Source organism: Streptomyces sp. V4I2 (assembly GCF_030817655.1).
Classification (GTDB): Bacteria; Actinomycetota; Actinomycetes; order Streptomycetales; family Streptomycetaceae; genus Streptomyces; species Streptomyces plumbiresistens.
The window spans coordinates 1,369,680-1,387,046 of record NZ_JAUSZM010000003.1 but is presented as its reverse complement, the minus strand read 5'-3'; the positions used below and the strand labels follow the sequence as shown (position 1 = coordinate 1,387,046).

At 70.7% G+C, this 17,367-nt stretch carries 16 protein-coding genes and 1 pseudogene; 11 read left to right on the top strand and 6 right to left on the bottom strand.

Features of this window, described 5'->3' with window-relative positions; translation table 11 throughout:
- Positions 1–17: 17 nt before the first annotated feature.
- The 7 genes from QFZ76_RS07320 to QFZ76_RS07290 all read left to right on the top strand — a co-directional run bounded on the left by QFZ76_RS07320 (position 18) and on the right by QFZ76_RS07290 (position 7,778).
- Positions 18–212 carry a hypothetical protein gene (locus QFZ76_RS07320; RefSeq protein WP_266444644.1) on the top strand — a complete coding sequence of 65 codons (195 nt, stop codon included), beginning with the start codon at positions 18–20 and terminating at the stop codon, positions 210–212.
- A gap of 144 nt (positions 213–356) precedes the next feature.
- On the top strand, positions 357–1,397 hold the full coding sequence (locus QFZ76_RS07315) for an NUDIX hydrolase (RefSeq protein WP_307672943.1): 1,041 nt from the start codon (positions 357–359) through the stop codon (positions 1,395–1,397).
- Positions 1,398–1,765: 368 nt separating this feature from the next.
- A complete protein-coding gene (locus tag QFZ76_RS07310) occupies positions 1,766–2,797 on the top strand; it encodes an ABC transporter permease (protein WP_307672942.1) in 1,032 nt (343 codons plus the stop codon).
- Between the two features lie 82 nt (positions 2,798–2,879).
- The gene (locus QFZ76_RS07305) at positions 2,880–4,547 is read left to right on the top strand and encodes an ABC transporter substrate-binding protein (RefSeq protein WP_307672941.1); all 1,668 of its coding nucleotides are present in this window, start codon (positions 2,880–2,882) and stop codon (positions 4,545–4,547) included.
- A 78-nt stretch (positions 4,548–4,625) separates the two neighbouring features.
- The gene (locus QFZ76_RS07300; RefSeq protein WP_307672940.1) at positions 4,626–5,618 is read left to right on the top strand and encodes an ABC transporter permease; all 993 of its coding nucleotides are present in this window, start codon (positions 4,626–4,628) and stop codon (positions 5,616–5,618) included.
- Positions 5,619–5,655: 37 nt separating this feature from the next.
- A complete protein-coding gene (locus tag QFZ76_RS07295; protein ID WP_307672939.1) occupies positions 5,656–6,732 on the top strand; it encodes an ABC transporter ATP-binding protein in 1,077 nt (358 codons plus the stop codon).
- Positions 6,729–7,778: an ABC transporter ATP-binding protein gene (locus tag QFZ76_RS07290; RefSeq protein ID WP_307672938.1), complete on the top strand. Its 1,050-nt coding sequence runs from the start codon at positions 6,729–6,731 to the stop codon at positions 7,776–7,778. The genes QFZ76_RS07295 and QFZ76_RS07290 overlap by 4 nt, the downstream gene beginning before the upstream one ends.
- Here the strand turns inward: QFZ76_RS07290 and QFZ76_RS07285 are convergent.
- The 3 genes and pseudogenes from QFZ76_RS07285 to QFZ76_RS07275 form a co-directional block, all read right to left on the bottom strand.
- On the bottom strand, positions 7,748–8,809 hold the full coding sequence (locus QFZ76_RS07285; protein WP_307672937.1) for a protein kinase family protein: 1,062 nt from the start codon (positions 8,807–8,809) through the stop codon (positions 7,748–7,750). The two genes, QFZ76_RS07290 and QFZ76_RS07285, sit on opposite strands and share 31 nt — an antisense overlap.
- An 11-nt stretch (positions 8,810–8,820) precedes the next feature.
- Positions 8,821–9,402 (bottom strand): annotated as a pseudogene (locus QFZ76_RS07280) (MBL fold metallo-hydrolase); the annotation flags it as partial.
- Position 9,403: 1 nt separating this feature from the next.
- A complete protein-coding gene (locus QFZ76_RS07275; protein ID WP_307672936.1) occupies positions 9,404–10,759 on the bottom strand; it encodes a dipeptidase in 1,356 nt (451 codons plus the stop codon).
- A gap of 133 nt (positions 10,760–10,892) precedes the next feature.
- Here QFZ76_RS07275 and QFZ76_RS07270 point away from each other — a divergent pair, with 133 nt between their 5' ends.
- A complete protein-coding gene (locus QFZ76_RS07270; RefSeq protein ID WP_307672935.1) occupies positions 10,893–12,155 on the top strand; it encodes a geranylgeranyl reductase family protein in 1,263 nt (420 codons plus the stop codon).
- Here the strand turns inward: QFZ76_RS07270 and QFZ76_RS07265 are convergent.
- Positions 12,145–12,594 carry a nitroreductase family deazaflavin-dependent oxidoreductase gene (locus tag QFZ76_RS07265; RefSeq protein WP_307672934.1) on the bottom strand — a complete coding sequence of 150 codons (450 nt, stop codon included), beginning with the start codon at positions 12,592–12,594 and terminating at the stop codon, positions 12,145–12,147. The two genes, QFZ76_RS07270 and QFZ76_RS07265, sit on opposite strands and share 11 nt — an antisense overlap.
- A gap of 167 nt (positions 12,595–12,761) precedes the next feature.
- Here QFZ76_RS07265 and QFZ76_RS07260 point away from each other — a divergent pair, with 167 nt between their 5' ends.
- The 3 genes from QFZ76_RS07260 to QFZ76_RS07250 all read left to right on the top strand — a co-directional run bounded on the left by QFZ76_RS07260 (position 12,762) and on the right by QFZ76_RS07250 (position 15,538).
- Positions 12,762–13,481: a TetR/AcrR family transcriptional regulator gene (locus QFZ76_RS07260; RefSeq protein ID WP_307672932.1), complete on the top strand. Its 720-nt coding sequence runs from the start codon at positions 12,762–12,764 to the stop codon at positions 13,479–13,481.
- A 159-nt stretch (positions 13,482–13,640) separates the two neighbouring features.
- Positions 13,641–14,876: a sensor histidine kinase gene (locus tag QFZ76_RS07255; protein ID WP_307672931.1), complete on the top strand. Its 1,236-nt coding sequence runs from the start codon at positions 13,641–13,643 to the stop codon at positions 14,874–14,876.
- A complete protein-coding gene (locus QFZ76_RS07250) occupies positions 14,873–15,538 on the top strand; it encodes a response regulator transcription factor (RefSeq protein ID WP_307672930.1) in 666 nt (221 codons plus the stop codon). The genes QFZ76_RS07255 and QFZ76_RS07250 overlap by 4 nt, the downstream gene beginning before the upstream one ends.
- Here QFZ76_RS07250 and QFZ76_RS07245 read toward each other — a convergent pair.
- Together QFZ76_RS07245 and QFZ76_RS07240 are read right to left on the bottom strand one after the other, a co-directional pair.
- The gene (locus tag QFZ76_RS07245; protein ID WP_307672929.1) at positions 15,499–15,786 is read right to left on the bottom strand and encodes a DUF6332 family protein; all 288 of its coding nucleotides are present in this window, start codon (positions 15,784–15,786) and stop codon (positions 15,499–15,501) included. The genes QFZ76_RS07250 and QFZ76_RS07245 overlap by 40 nt on opposite strands.
- A 71-nt stretch (positions 15,787–15,857) precedes the next feature.
- On the bottom strand, positions 15,858–17,345 hold the full coding sequence (locus QFZ76_RS07240) for an MFS transporter (protein ID WP_307672928.1): 1,488 nt from the start codon (positions 17,343–17,345) through the stop codon (positions 15,858–15,860).
- Between the last annotated feature and the right edge of the window lie 22 nt (positions 17,346–17,367).

The window sequence follows — 17,367 nt, the reverse complement described above, 5'->3', positions numbered from 1 at the left end:
CCCCCGTTGAACCCGGCATGAAGAAGCGCAGCATGCTCGCCATCGCCTCCCTCGCCACCGGCTTCGTCGTCGCGGCGGTCTCCCCGTCCCACGCCCTGGGCGAGGAACTGGGTGGCCTCGACGTCGACAAGACCCTCAGCACCCTCGACCCGACCGTCGCCAGCGACAGCCTGGCCGACGTCGACGACGGTGCCCTCGGGCAGAACGGCTGACGAGGTACGACACAGCAGGACACGGCGCCGGTGCCCCCGCGAGGCGGGGGCACCGGCGCCCGCTCGTGCGCCCTCAACTGCGGCTGGTTTCCGTGGCAGGGTGGAGCGGGCAAGCCTCAGGGGGCCAGTAGAAGAGGGGGCAACGTGATCGTCTGGGTCAACGGCGCGTTCGGTGTGGGGAAGACCACCACCGCACGGGAACTGATCGAAGTGATCCCGAACAGCACGCTCTTCGACCCCGAGGTCATCGGCGGAGCGCTCTGGCACCTGCTGCCGCCCAAGCACCTCGCCGAGGTCGGCGACTTCCAGGACCTGCCGATCTGGCGGCGGCTCGTCATCGACACGGCAGCCGCGATGCTCGCCGAGCTGGGCGGGACCCTGGTGGTCCCGATGACCCTGCTGCGCCAGGACTACCGGGACGAGATCTTCGGCGGCCTGGCCGCGCGCCGGATCGCCGTCCGGCATGTCCTGCTCGCCCCGGCGGAAACGATCCTGCGCGAGCGAATAGCCGGGCGGGAGATCCCTCCCGACCTGCCCGACGGCGAGATACGGCAACGGCAGTGGGCGTACGACCACATCGAGCCGTACAAGGCCGCCCTCGCCTCCTGGCTGACCGCCGACGCCCACCCCGTCGACAGCGGTGCCCTCACGCCGTACGAGACCGCCGCCCGGATCGCGGAGGCCGTCAGCGCCGGGACCGTGCCGGCGTGCGACATCGTGCAGACTCCCGAGCCCACCGCCGAGACCCTCGCGGCGGGCGTCCTGCTCTTCGACGAGCAGAGCCGGGTGCTGCTCGTGGACCCGACCTACAAGGCCGGCTGGGAGTTTCCCGGCGGCGTCGTCGAACCCGGCGAGGCGCCCGCCCGTGCCGGCATGCGCGAGGTCGAGGAGGAGACCGGCATCCGCCTGGACGACGTACCCCGGCTCCTGGTCGTCGACTGGGAGCCGCCCGTACCGCCCGGCTACGGCGGTCTGCGCCTCCTCTTCGACGGCGGCCGGCTCGACTCCGCCGACGCCGCGCGGCTCCTGCTGCCCGGCCCCGAGCTGCGCGGCTGGTGCTTCGCCACCGAGGAGGAGGCCGCCGACCTGCTGCCGCCCGTCCGCTACGAGCGGCTGCGGTGGGCCCTGCGGGCACGGGAACGCGGCGCGGCGATGTATCTGGAGGCCGGGATTCCGGTCGGCTGATCCGTGGTGGGATCCCCGCCGCCTTCCGGTGACGGCGGGGACTTCGTCGTGCCCTTGGCGGCGAACTCCCGGGGAAACGTGTGCCAAGCGGAGCCCGCGAGACCGTAGCAATACCTCTATGTGAGAGCTAACCGGACGCCGCACTCTCGTCAACTCTTGGCAACGAGCGCAAACAATCCCTTTTAAGCCGCATATCCGTCTTGACCGGACTCACCACACGTTGCGAAAGTCCGCTCAGTCTCACGGCGACGACACCGAACGCCGCCCATGCCTTTCACTCAGGGGCACCTCCGCATGACGAGTCCCTCCACTTCGGCGACCGCGGAAACTCCGCGACAGCCTCAGCTCATACCCGGGACGTCCGTACGATGACGACGCAACACCAGCCGGTCCCGACCGGCACCGGCACCACGCTCCCGGCCGACGAACAGCCGTCGGCCTCGCGGCCCGACGTTCCCGCCATCGCCGGACGCTCACCGGCCCGCATGGCCTGGAAGCGCATCAGGCGGGACAAGGTGACCATGGCCGCGTTCGTGGTCACCGTCCTGTTCATCCTGGTCGCGCTGCTGGCCCCGGTGCTCACCGCCCTCACCGGCTGGGGCCCCATCACACCGGACGGGAAGGCGATCGACCCGGACACGGGCAACTTCCCCATCGGATCCCTGGGCGGCATCAGCCTCACCCACCTGCTGGGGGTCGAACCGGGCACCGGATACGACCTGTTCGCGCGGATCGTCTACGGCCTGCGCACCTCCCTCGTGGTCGGCTTCGCGTCGGCCGTGCTGTCCACCGTCGTGGGCGTGGTGGCAGGCCTCGCGGCAGGCTATTCGGGTGGCTGGGTCGACTCCGTGCTGTCGCGGGCCATGGACGTGATGCTGGCGTTCCCGCAGCTGCTGTTCATCATCGCGCTCACTCCGGTCATCCAGAGCGCGCTGCAGACCAACAGCCACGGCGGTACCGACGAGAACCTCCGGCTGCTGGTCCTGGTCCTCAACATCGCGGTGTTCGCCTGGGCCTACACCGCCCGACTGGTGCGCGGACAGGTGCTCTCCCTGCGCGAGCGGGAGTTCGTCGACGCCGCGCGGATCATGAGCGCCGGGCGGCGCCACATCCTCTTCCGCCAGTTGCTGCCCAACCTGTGGGCGCCGGTCCTGATCTCCTTCGCGCTCGCCGTCCCGCAGAACATCACCACCGAGGCGGCCCTGTCGTACCTGGGCGTGGGCGTCATCCCGCCCAACCCGGACTGGGGATCCCTGCTGTCGGACGCCTCCCAGTTCTTCCTGCAGGACCCGATGTACCTGTTCGTCCCCGGAGTCCTGCTCCTCTTCCTCGTCCTGGCACTCAACCTCCTCGGAGACGGAGTCCGCGACGCCCTCGATCCCCGCGCAGGCCGCAACTGACGCGTGGCCCTGAGCACCGGCCCGGCGGGTCCCCATGAGGGACCGCCGAAGCCGAACCAGTACCAGAACGGAGTGTTTGCCCATGACGCGCAGAACGCGCACCCTCGCCCTCGCGGCGTCCGCCGTGGCGATAGCCCTGGGGGCCACCGCATGCGGGGGATCCTCCAGCACCACGAACAGCGGTGCCCCGACGAAGGGGGGCACGCTGACGATCCTCGACGACGCCGACTTCAACCACCTCGACCCCCAGCGGACGTACACGACCGAGGGGGCGAGCATGGACGAGGAGATCGTCCGCACCCTCACCGGCTGGGACGAGACGGGCCCGACGCCGAAGCTGGTCGGCGACCTGGCCACCGACACCGGAGCGCCCAGCAAGGGCGCCACCGTGTGGACCTTCCATCTGCGCCACGGGATCAAATACCAGGACGGCACCGAGGTCACCGCGCAGGACGTCAAGTACGGCGTCGAGCGGGGCTTCTCTCCCGACATCAACGGCGGCCCGCCGTACGCCAGTCAGTGGCTGGTGGGCGGCTCCACGTACAAGGGCCCCTACAAGGGGCAGCAGCTCGACTCCATCCAGACGCCGGACAAATACACGATCGCCTTCCATCTGAACCAGCCCGTCGCCGACTTCAACGAGACGACGGCCATGACCGGATGGTCCGCCGTGCCCAAGGCCCACGACACGGGCGCGACCTACGACACGCACATCTGGTCCGACGGGCCGTACATGATGAAGTCGTACGCCAAGAACAAGGAACTGGTTCTCGTCCGGAACAAGTACTGGAGCCGGTCGACCGACCCGATCCGCGAACAGAACGTCGACGAGATGGACGTGAAGTTCGGGCAGGACCAGGGGGCCATCGACCAGCAGATCAAGTCCGACGCCGGCGTCGCCCAGACGTCGATCATGCAGACGCCGATCGCCGGTTCCGACCTCACGCCGATCGCGAGCGACTCGTCGCTCAAGTCGCGCTACTACAAGATCCCGGCCCCGGGGATCAACTACATGGCGATCAACACGAGCCGGGTCAAGGACCTGAGGGTGCGCCAGGCGATCGAGGACGTCGTCGACAAGACCACCGTCCGCGGTGCCTTCGGCGGTTCGGCCTACGGCGACTACGCGACCTCGGTGTTGAGCCCCGGCATCGGCGGCTACAAGAAGTTCGACCTGTACAGCGCCGATCCCGCGGGTGACCTCACCAAGGCCAAGGCCCTGATGAAGCAGGCGGGCAACCCCAAGCCGACCATGTCGCTCGCGGTGGAGAACATCACCACGCACGAGCACTTCGCCGACGCGGTGAAGACCTCGCTGGCGAAGATCGGCATCACCGTCAACATCACCCCGATCCAAGCGGCGAACTACTTCAACACCATCGACAACGTGAAGAACCAGTACGACCTGACCTGGGGCGACTGGATCGCGGACTGGCCGAACGCCTCCACCGTCCTGCCCGTCCTGTTCGACGGACGGCAGATCGCGAAGCTGCCGCAGTCCAACCAGGACCTGTCGTACCTCAACGACCCGAAGATCAACGCGCAGATCGACAAGATCGGCAGGATGACGGGTATCAACGAGGCCAACACCGCCTACGGGAACCTGGACGAGCAGATCATGAAGGACGCCGCCGTGGTGCCGCTGATGTACATGAACTTCAGCGAACTGGCGGGCTCCAAGGTCGGCGGTGTCATCCCGGACACCATCCTCGCCGAGCCGAGCCTGGTGCACGCCTTCGTCACCCACTGACGCACCCCTCCGTCCGACCCCCTCGCCGGCGGTACGCCGCCGGCGAGGGCCTCCCCTCACGTCAGGTCCCGGGACGACATGCTCCGTTATCTCATCCGACGCCTGCTGGCGGCGGCCGCGATCCTGCTGGTGATCACCGTGATCACCTTCGTCATCTTCTACGCGCTGCCCTCCGACCCCGCACTCCTGGCCTGCGGAAAGACCTGCTCACCCTCCCGGCTGGAGGAGATCAGGCACTCGCTGGGCCTCGACCAGAGCTTCCTCAGGCAGTTCTGGGAGTTCTTCAAGGGGCTCTTCCTGGGCCGCGACTTCGGCGACCAGAGCGTGCGCGTGCACTGCGGCGCGCCCTGCCTGGGGGTCTCCTTCCAGACCGACACGCCGGTTCTCACCACCCTGTTGCAGGACTTCCCGGCGGACCTGTCGCTCGGCCTCGGTGCCGCGGTGGTCTTCCTGGTCCTGGGCGTCGGCCTCGGCACGGTGGCCGCGGTGCGCAGGGGCCGGGCCGCCGACAAGGCAGCGGTCGGTCTCGCGCTGGTCGGTGTCTCCGTACAGATCTACTTCATCGGTCTGCTGCTGCTCTTCCTGTTCGTCGACAAGTGGCAGATCCTGCCCGCGGCCGGCTACACACCGTTCACCCAGGACCCGGCCGCCTGGTTCCAGGGGCTCGTCCTGCCGTGGACCACGCTGGTCATCGTCTACCTCGCGCTGTACACGCGGCTCACCCGCTCCTCCATGCTGGAGGTCTTCGCCGAGGACTACATGCGCACCGCCCGGGCCAAGGGCCTGTCCGCCGGCACGGTCGTCCTCAAGCACGGCCTGCGGGCCGCGATCACCCCGATCATCACCATCTTCGGCATGGACGTCGGCTCGCTGATCGGCGGTTCCGCGGTCATCACCGAGTCGGTGTTCGGCATCGACGGCATCGGCAAGCTGGCGGTGGACTCGGTGCAGAACTCCGACCTGCCGGTCATCCTCGGCACCACGCTCTTCGCCGCCACGTTCGTCGTGCTCGCCAACGTGGTCGTCGACGTCGTGTACGGCCTCGTCGACCCCCGCGTACGCCTCGCCTGAGTCAGCCCGAGCCACCCCGCGTCGCAAGGACAAGCAAGTGACCCTGCACACCTCCCCGCAGCCCACGGACGTCACGACCACGTCCACCGCCTTCCTCGACGTGCGGGACCTGCGGGTGCACTTCCCCACCGAGGACGGCGTCGTCAAGTCCGTCGACGGCGTCTCCTTCACCCTGGAGAAGGGCAGAACCCTCGGCATCGTCGGGGAGTCCGGCTCCGGCAAGTCGGTGACCTCGCTGGCTCTGCTCGGGCTGCACAAGGGCACGCGCGCCCAGGTCTCCGGCGAGATCTGGCTGGAGGGTCGGGAACTCGTCGCCCTGCCCGAGCACGAGATGCGCGCGCTGCGCGGCACGACCGTCTCCATGATCTTCCAGGACCCGCTGTCCGCGCTGCACCCCTTCTTCACCGTCGGCGCCCAGATCGCCGAGGCCTACCGGGTGCACCACAAGGTCTCCAGGAAGGAGGCCCGGGAGCGTGCCGTGGAGATGCTGAAACGGGTCGGCATCCCACAGCCCGAACTGCGGGTCAAGGACTACCCGCACCAGTTCTCCGGCGGCATGCGGCAGCGCGCCATGATCGCCATGTCGCTGGTCTGCGACCCCGCCCTGCTCGTCGCGGACGAGCCCACGACCGCGCTCGACGTCACCGTGCAGGCGCAGATCCTCGACCTGATCCGCGACCTCCAGGAGGAGTTCGGCTCCGCCGTCATCGTCATCACCCACGACCTCGGCGTGGTCACCGAGGTCGCCGACGACATCCTGGTGATGTACGGCGGCCGCCGCATCGAGTACGGCAGCAAGCGCGACGTACTGAAGCAGCCCGAACACCCCTACACCTGGGGCCTGTTGCAGTCGATGCCGCACATCGCCGGGGACGTGGGCCAACGGCTGAACCCGGTCCCCGGTACTCCGCCGAGCCTGATCAACCTGCCCGGCGGCTGTGCCTTCCATCCGCGCTGCACCTACAAGGGCTGGGTGACCGAGGGCCGTTGCACGGTCGAGCGGCCCGAACTGCGGCCGGTCGCCGGGACCGACGCGCACATCGCCGCGTGCCACCTCACCGCACGGGCGAAACAGGAGATACACGGCGAGAGCGGGAACAGGAGCATGCCGTGAGCACCGTCCAGGAATCACCGACCCCACCGGCCGACAAGCCGCTGCTCGAAGTCAGAGGACTGCAGAAGCACTTCCCCATCCGGCAGGGCATCGTCTTCCAGCGGCAGGTCGGTGCCGTACACGCCGTCGACGGCATCGATTTCTCGGTCGGCGCCGGGGAGTCGCTGGGCCTGGTCGGCGAGTCCGGCTGCGGCAAGTCGACCACGGGCCGCCTGGTGACTCGGCTGCTGGAACCCACGGCCGGTTCCATCGTGTTCGACGGCGAGGACATCACCCACCAGCCTTCGGCGAAGCTGCGGGACGCGCGCCGCAACCTCCAGATGATCTTCCAGGACCCGTACTCCTCGCTGAATCCGAGGCACACGGTCGGCACCATCATCGAGACGCCGATGAAGCTCAACGGCATCCATCCGCCGCAGGGCCACAAGAAGCGGGCGCAGGAACTCCTCGAAACGGTGGGCCTCAACCCCGAGCACTACAACCGCTACCCGAACGAGTTCTCCGGCGGCCAGCGTCAGCGCATCGGCATCGCCCGCGCCCTCGCCCTGCGGCCCAAGCTCATCGTGGCCGACGAACCGGTGTCGGCGCTGGACGTCTCCATCCAGGCCCAGGTCGTCAACCTGTTGCAGGACCTGCAGCGGGAGTTCGGCATCGCCTTCCTGTTCATCGCCCACGACCTCGCCGTCGTCCGTCACTTCTCCGAGCGCGTCGCGGTGATGTACCTCGGCCGGATCGTCGAGGTGGCCGACCGGGAGTCGCTGTACGAGCGGCCGCAGCACCCCTACACACGCGCGTTGCTGTCCGCGGTCCCCGAGACCGACCCGGACGTGGTGCGGAGCGAGCGCATCCGTCTCACCGGTGACGTTCCGTCGCCGATCGATCCGCCCTCCGGTTGCCGATTCCGCACCCGCTGCCCGAAGTTCGCGGCAGCGCTCACCGAGGAGGAGCGCACGGCTTGCAGGGAGCGGGAACCCGAGCTGCTCGACCGGGGCGACGGCAACCCGGTCGCCTGCCACTACGCGGAGAGCGTGGCACCGCTGGCGTAGAGGGCGCGCCGGATCTCCTCGTACGGGTAGGGCATGAGCGGTCCTTCCCGGTCCAGTCGCCGGAAGAAGTCGTTCAGCACGGCGGTGAGCGGCGCGTGCCGGGTGATGATCCGGGCGGCCGCCCGCGGCGTCCCCTCGGGGCGCGCTCCGTGGGCGCAGGCACGGATGAACGCCTCGCGGTCGTCACGGCCGTACCCGTGCAGGGCGGTCGCGAGCCAGTTGACGAAGTACGAGGTGGCGTAGGCGCGGTCGTAGTCGCGGTGCCGGTCGAAGAACGCGTGCTCCGGCGGAGTTAGACGGAAGCGGGAGGACAGCGCGAGGCCGTAGTCCGCGAAGTAGAGCTGCCGGCCGTCGGTGAGGATGTTCTCGAAGTGGGCGTCGAAATGGATGAGTTGGCGTTCGTCCAGGAAGTCGGCGACTTCCGTCAGGCCCCGCTCCACCAGCGCGCACGCGGTGTCGGCGTCCTCGGTGCGGATCCGTGCGTCGAGCCAGTCGTGGAGAGTGAAGGGGATGTACTCCAGGAACAGGGTCAGGCTCGCCGTGGCCGTCCGCAGGGCCTCGAGGCACGCGCGCACCTGCGGGCTTCCGCCCCAGTAGGCGACGGTCCGGTCCACGTCGGCCAGTTCCTCCGGCAGCGGCTGGGGCTCGGCGGGCAGGACCCGCCAGTGGTGCGTCAGCGGGAAGCCCGGAAAGGCGCCGGTGAGGACCCAGCCGGTCGTCATCGTGTGCACGGCGAGCTCCCGCCAGGCCCCGAAGCCCGGCCCCTTGCCGATGCCGTAGTGGCAGGAGGACGGCAGGCCGGAGACGTTCGCCGTGGACCGCGCGTGCTCCGGGAGCAACTCGGTGTCCGTCAGCGGCACGCGCTTGACGAAGACCCGCCGTCCGTCCACGTCGACGTGCAGGACCTGCCCCCCGATCCCGGTGCCGACGGGCACGCCGGACTCCACCAGTTCGGCGAGCTCGTGGTCGCTGAGCAGGGCGAGGGACGTGGCGAGTTCACTGTGGGCGGCGAGGCGCGCGGGACGGGACATGATGCCCATCCTCACGCCGGGGCCGGGTACCCGTCCGCCGATTCCCGAAGGACGACCGAGGCCCGCCCGAGCACCGGATCGCCGTGCCCGAAGCAGACCACGTCCGCGTCCAGGGCCGCCGGCCGGTGGTACGAGGCGATCGCCTGAGCCCGGTCGAGGTTGAACACGCCGAGCATCACGCTCCCGTCGACCGGAGACGCGGCGACGGCGTCCCCCGTGCACAGCACGCCGTGCCGCGGGAGGTGGATCGCGATGCTGCCGTGCGTGTGGCCGGGGACGTGGACGACGCGCGCACCGCCGCCGAAGTCGAGGAGATCGCCGTCGACCTCGGTGACCTGCGGCGGTCGCGCGTACTCACCCTGGGGCAAGTGCCGTACGGCCGCCGCGTGCAGGGGGCGCTCCCAGTCCTCGAACACCGGTGGCGGACCGGGGGCTTCACCCCGTACGACGGGTGCGTCCAGGCGGTGGACCAGCACCTCGGCGCCGGTCGACCCCGCCAGTTCGGCGGCGCCGCCCACGTGGTCCTCGTGGAAGTGGGTGAGCACGATCCGCCGTACGTGCCCCAGGGTGTCGGCGAGTTCGGCGATCGGCCGGTCAGCTCGCCGCGTAGGTGCGCAGGAACAGCGCCTCCGCCACCGACAGCCGCTCCAGTTCGTCCGGGTGCACGCTCTCGTTCACCGCGTGGATCTGGGCCTCCGGCTCGCTCAGGCCGATGAGGAGGATCTCCGCGTGCGGGTAGAGGGCGGCGAGGGTGTTGCACAGGGGGATGGAGCCGCCCTGGCCGGCGTACTGCATCTCCTGGCCGGGATAGGCGACGGCCATCGCCTCGGCCATCGCCGCGTACGCCGGGCTGGCCGTGTCCGCGCTGAACGGCTGGCCCTGGCCGATCTGCTCGGTGCGCACCCGGGCGCCCCACGGGGTGTGCGCCGCCACGTGGGCCTCCAGCAGCTTGGTCGCCTCGGCCGCGTCGATGCCCGGCGGCACCCGCAGGCTGATCAGCGCGCGGGCGCTCGCCTGCACCGACGGGGTGGCGCCGACGACCGGCGGGCAGTCGATGCCGAGGACGGTGACGGCGGGCCGGGCCCAGATGCGGTCGGCGACCGTGCCGGAGCCGATCAGCCGCACGCCGTCCAGCACCTTGGCGTCCTGTCGGAACTGCTCCTCGTCGTACCGCAACCCGTCCCAGGACGTGTCCGGCGTGAGCCCGTCGACCGTCGTCGAGCCGTCCTCGGCGCGCAGCGAGTCGAGGACGCGGATCAGGGCGCCGAGCGCGTCGGGGGCCGCGCCGCCGAACTGGCCCGAGTGCAGGTTCCCTTCGAGGGTGTCGATCTGCACGCGGACCAGGGTCATGCCGCGCAGGGTGGCGGTGACCGTCGGCAGGCCGACCCGGAAGTTGCCCGCGTCGCCGATGACGATGGTGTCGGCCTCCAGCAGGTCGGGGTGCTCCTCGGCGTACCGCTCCAGGCCGCCCGTGCCCATCTCCTCCGAGCCCTCGGCGATGACCTTGACGTGCACCGGGACGCCACCGTTGGCCTTGAGGGCGCGCAGCGCGAGCAGGTGCATGATCACGCCGCCCTTGCAGTCGGCGGCCCCACGTCCGTACCAGCGTCCGTCGCGCTCGGTCAGCTCGAAGGGCGGCGTGGTCCAGGCGGCCTCGTCCAGCGGGGGCTGCACGTCGTAGTGGGCGTACAGCAGGACCGTCTTGGCGCCCGCGGGGCCCGGCAGGTAGCCGTACACCGACTGCGTGCCGTCGGGAGTGTCGAGCAGGGCCACGTCCTGAAAGCCCTCGGCGGTGAGCGCGTCGGCGACCCAGCGGGCGGCGCCCTCGCTCTCGCTCCTGGGGAACTGGTCGAAGTCCGCCACCGACTTGAAGGCCACCAGCTCGGTGAGCTCCGCCTTCGCCCTCGGCATCAGCGAGGCGACGGTCTCGGCGACCGGATTCGACGACATGGGCACGCTCCTTGTGGGTGCGACGTTGTACCGATGAGTGCCGTAGATCCTCCCACAGCGATCTGTGGGCACGTCGGCCGTAGGATGCGGGGGACAGGTGCGGCAGCGGCTTGATCGGGAGCAGTAGACCATCGTGAGCAGCGAGAACTCTTCGGCGGACGACGCTTCGGCGGACGACGGGCAGCAGGTGTGGGACGTCGTCGTGGTGGGCGCGGGGCCCGCGGGGGCTTCGGCCGCCTATGCGGCGGCGGTCGCGGGGAGGCGTGTGCTCCTGCTGGAGAAGGCGGAGCTGCCCCGGTACAAGACGTGCGGCGGCGGCATCATCGGCCCCTCGCGGGACAGTCTGCCGCCCGGTTTCGAGCTGCCGTTCCGGGACCGGGTGCACGCGGTGACGTTCTCGCACAACGGCCGCTTCGCCCGCACTCGCCGCTCCCGGCAGATGCTGTTCGGGCTGATCAACCGGCCCGAGTTCGACCAGCAGCTGGTCGAGCACGCGCAGAAGGCGGGCGCCGAGCTGCGCACGGGCGTCACCGTGCAGCGGGTCGAGCAGCACGGCTCGGCGGTGCCGGACCGGCGCACGGTCGCGGTGGTCCTGCAGGGCGGCGAGACGGTGCTCGCGCGTGCCGTCGTCGGCGCGGACGGCAGCGCCAGCCGCATAGGAGCGCATGTCGGCGTGAAGCTCGACCAGGTGGACCTCGGCCTGGAGGCGGAGATCCCGGTGCCTCAGACGGTCGCCGAGGACTGGAAGGGACGGGTGCTCATCGACTGGGGGCCGATCCCCGGCAGTTACGGCTGGGTGTTCCCCAAGGGCGACACCCTGACGGTCGGTGTGATCTCCGCGCGCGGCGAAGGCGCCGCGACCAAGCGGTACTTGGAGGACTTCATCGGCCGCCTCGGTCTCGCCGGCTTCGAACCGAGCAACTCCTCCGGCCACCTGACCCGTTGCCGTGCCGACGACTCACCGCTGTCGCGCGGGCGGGTGCTGGTCTGCGGGGACGCGGCGGGGCTGCTGGAGCCGTGGACCCGCGAGGGCATCTCGTTCGCGCTGCGCTCCGGCCGGCTCGCGGGGGAGTGGGCGGTCCGGATCGCGGAGGCGCACGACGCGGTGGACACCCGCCGCCAGGCCCTGAACTACGCGTTCGCGATCAAGGCCGGGCTCGGCGTCGAGATGAGCGTCGGAAAGCGGCTCCTGATCGCGTTCGAGCGGCGTCCCGGCCTGTTCCACGCGGGGCTGACCGGTGTTCGCCCGGTCTGGAAGGCGTTCATGGACATCACCCGCGGCGCCACGTCGCTGGGTGAGATCGTCCGTACCCGTCCGATGGTCCAGCGTGCCCTGACCGCGCTGGACCGGCACCAGGCGGGTTCCGCCGGTGACGCCGCCGACGTCAGCTCGTGACCGTGATCCGGAAGACCGGGTGGTCGGGGGCGATCCGGCGCAGCTCGGCGTCGGGCGAGTCCGGGCCGACGCCGTTGAAGAAGACGCCGACCTCGGCCTTCCAGCGCTTGAGGTAGGCGCGCAGCAGCGGAACCTTGTCGTCGTCGGTGACCTCGGTCGCGGTGAACACGTCCACGGTCTTGCCGAGGTGCAGTTCACCGCCGCCGGCCGCGCTCATGTTGTGCGTCCACTGCACATGACCGCGCGGGGCGACCAGATACTGCTGTCCGTCCACGGTCAGCAGGTTCACGGGGGTGGTCCGCCACTCGCCGCTCTTGCGGCCGCGGACCGCCAGGACCCGGGAGCCCCAGACGCTCATGCCCCGGCGGGTCATCCATGCCACGAGCCGGTTGAAGACGTTGACGGTGAACCAGCCGGGCTTCTTGACGTGCGTGGACATGGGGACCCCCAGAGATTGAGAAGAGTGCCGCTCACCTTTGTGAGCACTGCTCTCGCTTGATGTGCAGTCTGTCAGAGATCGGTGATCCAGGGCAAGAGCGCTGCTCTCTTTTTTGTTCGGTGCTCTCGTTTGTGCGCACCGCTCTCCTTTCGTGGAACACTGACGGCATGAGCAGCCCCACACACGGCGCGCGAGCTCGCGCCAGGATCGAAGTCACCGCGGCCATCAAGGACGAGGCGCGCAGACAGCTCGCCGCCGAAGGCGCCGCCAAGCTCTCCTTGCGTGCCGTGGCCCGCGAACTCGGCATGGTCTCCTCCGCGCTGTACCGCTATTTCCCCAGCCGCGACGACCTGCTCACCGCGCTCATCATCGACGCCTACGACTCCCTTGGCGAGACCGTGGAGCAGGCGCATGCCGCTGCCGCCGACGCCGGCCCCGTGCGGCGCTGGTCGGCGGTGTGCGAGGCCGCCCGCGCGTGGGCGCTCGGGCACCCACACGAGTACGCGCTGATCTACGGATCGCCGGTGCCCGGCTACGCCGCGCCCCAGACCACCGTCCCGGCCGCCTCCCGCATTGGCCTCGTCCTGACCGCCATCCTGCGCGAAGCCCACCAGGGCCCCGGTCTCGTCACGCCCCCGCTGCCCGCCGAACTGCGGGCCGAGGCCGACCGGATGACCGCCGACCTCGCCCCCGACCTCCCGCCCGAGACGGTCACGGCGCTCGTCGCGGCCTGGGCCCAGCTGTTCGGGCTGATCGGGTTCGAGCTGTTCGGGCAGTTCAACCGGGTGGTGGAGGACCGTGAGCCGTTCTTCCGGCAGGCGGTGGCGCAACTGGCGCGCGGGGTGGGGCTGGTGGATCCGCAGCACGGGGACGCCGGGAAGGGCTGAGCATCGACCCTGGAGCGGACGGCACCGACAGGTGGGCCGCGCGCCGAAGCGGCCGCGGATCAGGGAGCCCGAGGCGGCCGACGTACTTCGCGGGGAGTACGTGTGATCACCGCGCTCGGCTGACGCCGCCGACCGCCCCCGGCGTCTAGCGTGGCGGTCATGGACGTGGAGCGCGTACGCGGGGGCGGCCCGCCGCAGTGGTGGCGGCACGGGCCGCCGTGGCTGGACCGCGGCAGCGAGGAGGAGCGGCGGGCCCGGTGGCCGTGGCCCTCCACCGTGCTGTTCACCGTGTTCGTGCTCGCCGGGTCGAACTACGCGGCCGCCGAGCAGGCCGGCGAGCGAGCTCCCCTGGACCCCTTCGCGCGCGTGCTGCTGATCCTGGCCGCGGGTCTGCTGCTGTGGCGGTGGCGGCATCCGGTGCTCGTCATGTTCGGCACGGCTGCCGCCGCGATGCTCTACCTCGGGGCGGGCTACCCGTACGGGCCGGTCTTCCTGGCCGTCGCGCTGGCCTGCTTCAACGCCGTCGTCGCCGGGCACCGCCGGTCCGCCTGGGCGGCGCTGGGGATGCTCTGGGCCGGGCATGTGCTGGTGGCGCACTGGCTGTACCGGTGGCTGCCGCCGTCCGGGGACGACGCCGCCTCCTGGGGGCAGGAGGTCGTGGTCGCCACCTGGATGGTCGCGATCCTCGCGGTGTCGGAGCTCGCCCGCACCCGGCGTGAGCAGTGGGCCCGGGAGCGGGCGGAGCGCGCGCAGGCGGCGCGGCGGCGCGCGGACGAGGAGCGGCTGCGGATCGCCCGTGAGCTGCACGACGTCCTCGCGCACAGCATCTCGGTCATCAATGTGCAGGCGGGCGTCGGCCTCGCACTCCTCGACACCGACCCGGAACAGGCACGCACGGCGCTCACCACCATCAAGGCCGCCAGCAAGGAGGCGCTCGGCGAGGTCCGCCAGGTCCTCGACACGCTGCGCACGCCGGGGGACGCGCCGCGCGCGCCGGCGCCCGGCCTCGACCGGCTGCCCGAGCTGGTGGAACAGGCGGCGGGCGCGGGCCTCACGGTCGAGGTCGAGGGCGAGCCTCCCCGGCTCGCCCCGGGGACGGACCTCGCGGCCTTCCGTTTCGTCCAGGAGGCACTCACCAACGTCGTACGGCACTCCGGTTCACGGCACGCGCGCGTGCGGCTCGATCACGACGGCGGCGCGCTACGGCTGCGCATCGACGACGACGGACCCGCGACCGGCGCCGAGGCGGGCGGCAGCGGCAACGGTCTGGCCGGAATGCGGGAGCGGGCCGCCGCGCTGGGTGGCACGATCGAGGCGGGCCCGCGCGCCGACGGAGGGTTCCGGGTGCTGGCCGTACTGCCGTCGAAGGTGAAGCCGAAGGAGGACGACCGGTGATCCGCGTACTGCTCGCCGACGACCAGTCACTGGTGCGGGCCGGCTTCCGGGCGCTGCTCGACGCGCAGCCGGACATCGAGGTGGCCGGGGAGGCCTCCGACGGCGAGGAGGCGCTGCGCAGGGTGCGCGAACTGCGCCCGGACGTCGTGCTGATGGACATCCGCATGCCGCTGCTGGACGGTCTCGCGGCGACCCGCCGCATCACGGAGGACCCCGCTCTGGCGGACGTCAAGGTGGTCATGCTGACCACCTTCGAACTCGACGAGTACGTCTTCGAGGCGATCCGCTCGGGCGCCTCCGGCTTCCTGGTCAAGGACACCGAGCCGGAGGAACTCCTGCGCGCCGTACGGTCGGTGGTCGGGGGCGACGCGTTGCTCTCGCCGGGCGTGACCCGCCGTCTGATCGCCGAGTTCGCCGCCCGCTCCAAGGAACCGGCCGCCGCCGACGCCCTGGTCCACCTCACCGAACGGGAACGGGAGGTGATGGCGCTGGTCGGCATCGGTCTGTCCAACGAGGAGATCGCGCGCCGTCTGGTGGTCAGCCCTCTCACCGCGAAGACCCACGTCAGCCGCACGATGGTCAAGCTGGGCGCCCGCGACAGGGCCCAACTCGTCGTGCTGGCCTACGAGTCGGGGTTGGTGCGGCCGGGCTGGCTGGGCTGAGTCCGGCCGGGCCGGAAGCGGACCAGCACGCTGACGACCCGGGCGAGGAAGAGGACGGGCGCGAGCACCATGGCGGTACGGAGCAGCAGAAGCTCCATGGTGTACGGCAGTTCGAACAGTAGTGCCGGACCTGCGACCGCCCCGAACAGGACCGCCGCCGCGAACGCCGCGCTGAACAGCGCGTACCCGATCTCGACGGTGATCGCGTCCCGTTCGGTCTGACCGCGCCGTCCCCCGTACGTCTCCATCCCGGGAGTCTCACAGCCGGGTGCCCGGCGGGGCAAGCAGACCCCGCCGGGCACCCGGTAGGAGGCGCCCCCTAGTCGCGTACGGCGACGCGCTCCGCCTCCTGGGCAGTGGACTTGGCGACCACGACGGACGACTGTGCGCGACGCGTGGGCCGCAGTCCGGTGAGTGTGATCAGGAGTCCGGCCGCGGCGACCATGGTCACCACGACCAGTCCGGGCCGGTAGCTGTCGAGGACGGCCTGCGGGGTGGCGTTCTCGGGAGCGCCCGCGGTCACCACGGCCGTCACGATGGCCAGGAAGATCGCGCCGCCCACCTGGACCGAGGTGTTGAGCAGGCCGGAGACCATGCCCTGCTCGTGGTCCTCGACGCCGTTGGTGGCCTGGATGTTGAGCGACGGGAAGACCAGGGCGCAGGCGGCGCCGATGAGCAGCATCGACGGCAGGATGACGGCCGCGTACACGGGGTCGAGGTCGACCTGGAGGAACAGGGCGTATCCGACGACCATCAGCGCGAAGCCCACCGCGATCAGCCGCTGGGTGCCGAACCGGTCGACGATCGCGCCCATCTTGGTCGCGGACAGCGCCACGAGTGCGCCGGCGGGGAGGAAGGCGAGCGCGGTGTGCAGCGCCGACCAGCCGAGCAGGGACTGCATGTACAGGGTGACCAGGAACTGGAAGCCGACGTACGAGCCGAAGAAGGCCATCGCGCCGAGCTGGGCGCGGATCTGGGTGCCGGACCGCAGCACGCCGAGCCGGATCAGCGGGCCCGCCGAGCGCCGCTCGACCAGCACGAACACCGTGAGCAGGACGGCCACCGCGAGGAAGGACAGCAAGGTGCGGGCCGAGGTCCAGCCGGCCTCCGGGGCCTGTACGACGGTGAAGACCAGCAACAGCATCGAGCTGGTGCCGAGAATCGCACCGGGGATGTCGTAGCCGTTGTGGTCCTTCTCGCGTGCGGTGCGCGGCAGCAGCTTCAGGCCCGCGACGAGGGCGATCAGGGCGATGGGCGCGGGCAGCAGCATGGTCAGGCGCCAGCTGGCCTCGGTGAGCAGGCCGGACAGCACCAGGCCCATCGAGAAGCCGGTGGCGGCGCAGGTGGTGTAGATGGAGAGGGCGCGGTTGCGCAGCGGGCCCTCCGGGAACGTCGTGGTGATGATCGACAGGCCGGCGGGGGCGGTGAAGGCCGCGCTCAGGCCCTTGATGAAGCGGCTGGCGATCAGCAGCGGGCCGGAGTCGACGAGCCCGCCGAGCAGCGAGGCGAGCGCGAAGACGCCCAGGGCGATCAGGAAGACCTGGCGTCGGCCGAGCAGGTCGGCGGTCCGGCCGCCGAGGAGCAGCAGACCGCCGTAGCCGAGGATGTAGCCGCTGACGATCCATTGCAGGGTCGAGGTGGACAGGCCGAGATCGGCGCCGATGGACGGCAGGGCGACGCCGACCATCGACACGTCCAGCGCGTCCAGGAACATCGCGGCGCACAGCACCAGAAGGGTGCCCCACAGCCGGGGCGTCCAGCTGACCGCCGGGGACGGGGCCGCGGGGGTGGTGAGCGGAGAGGTCATGCGGCCGACACTACATGCGCAT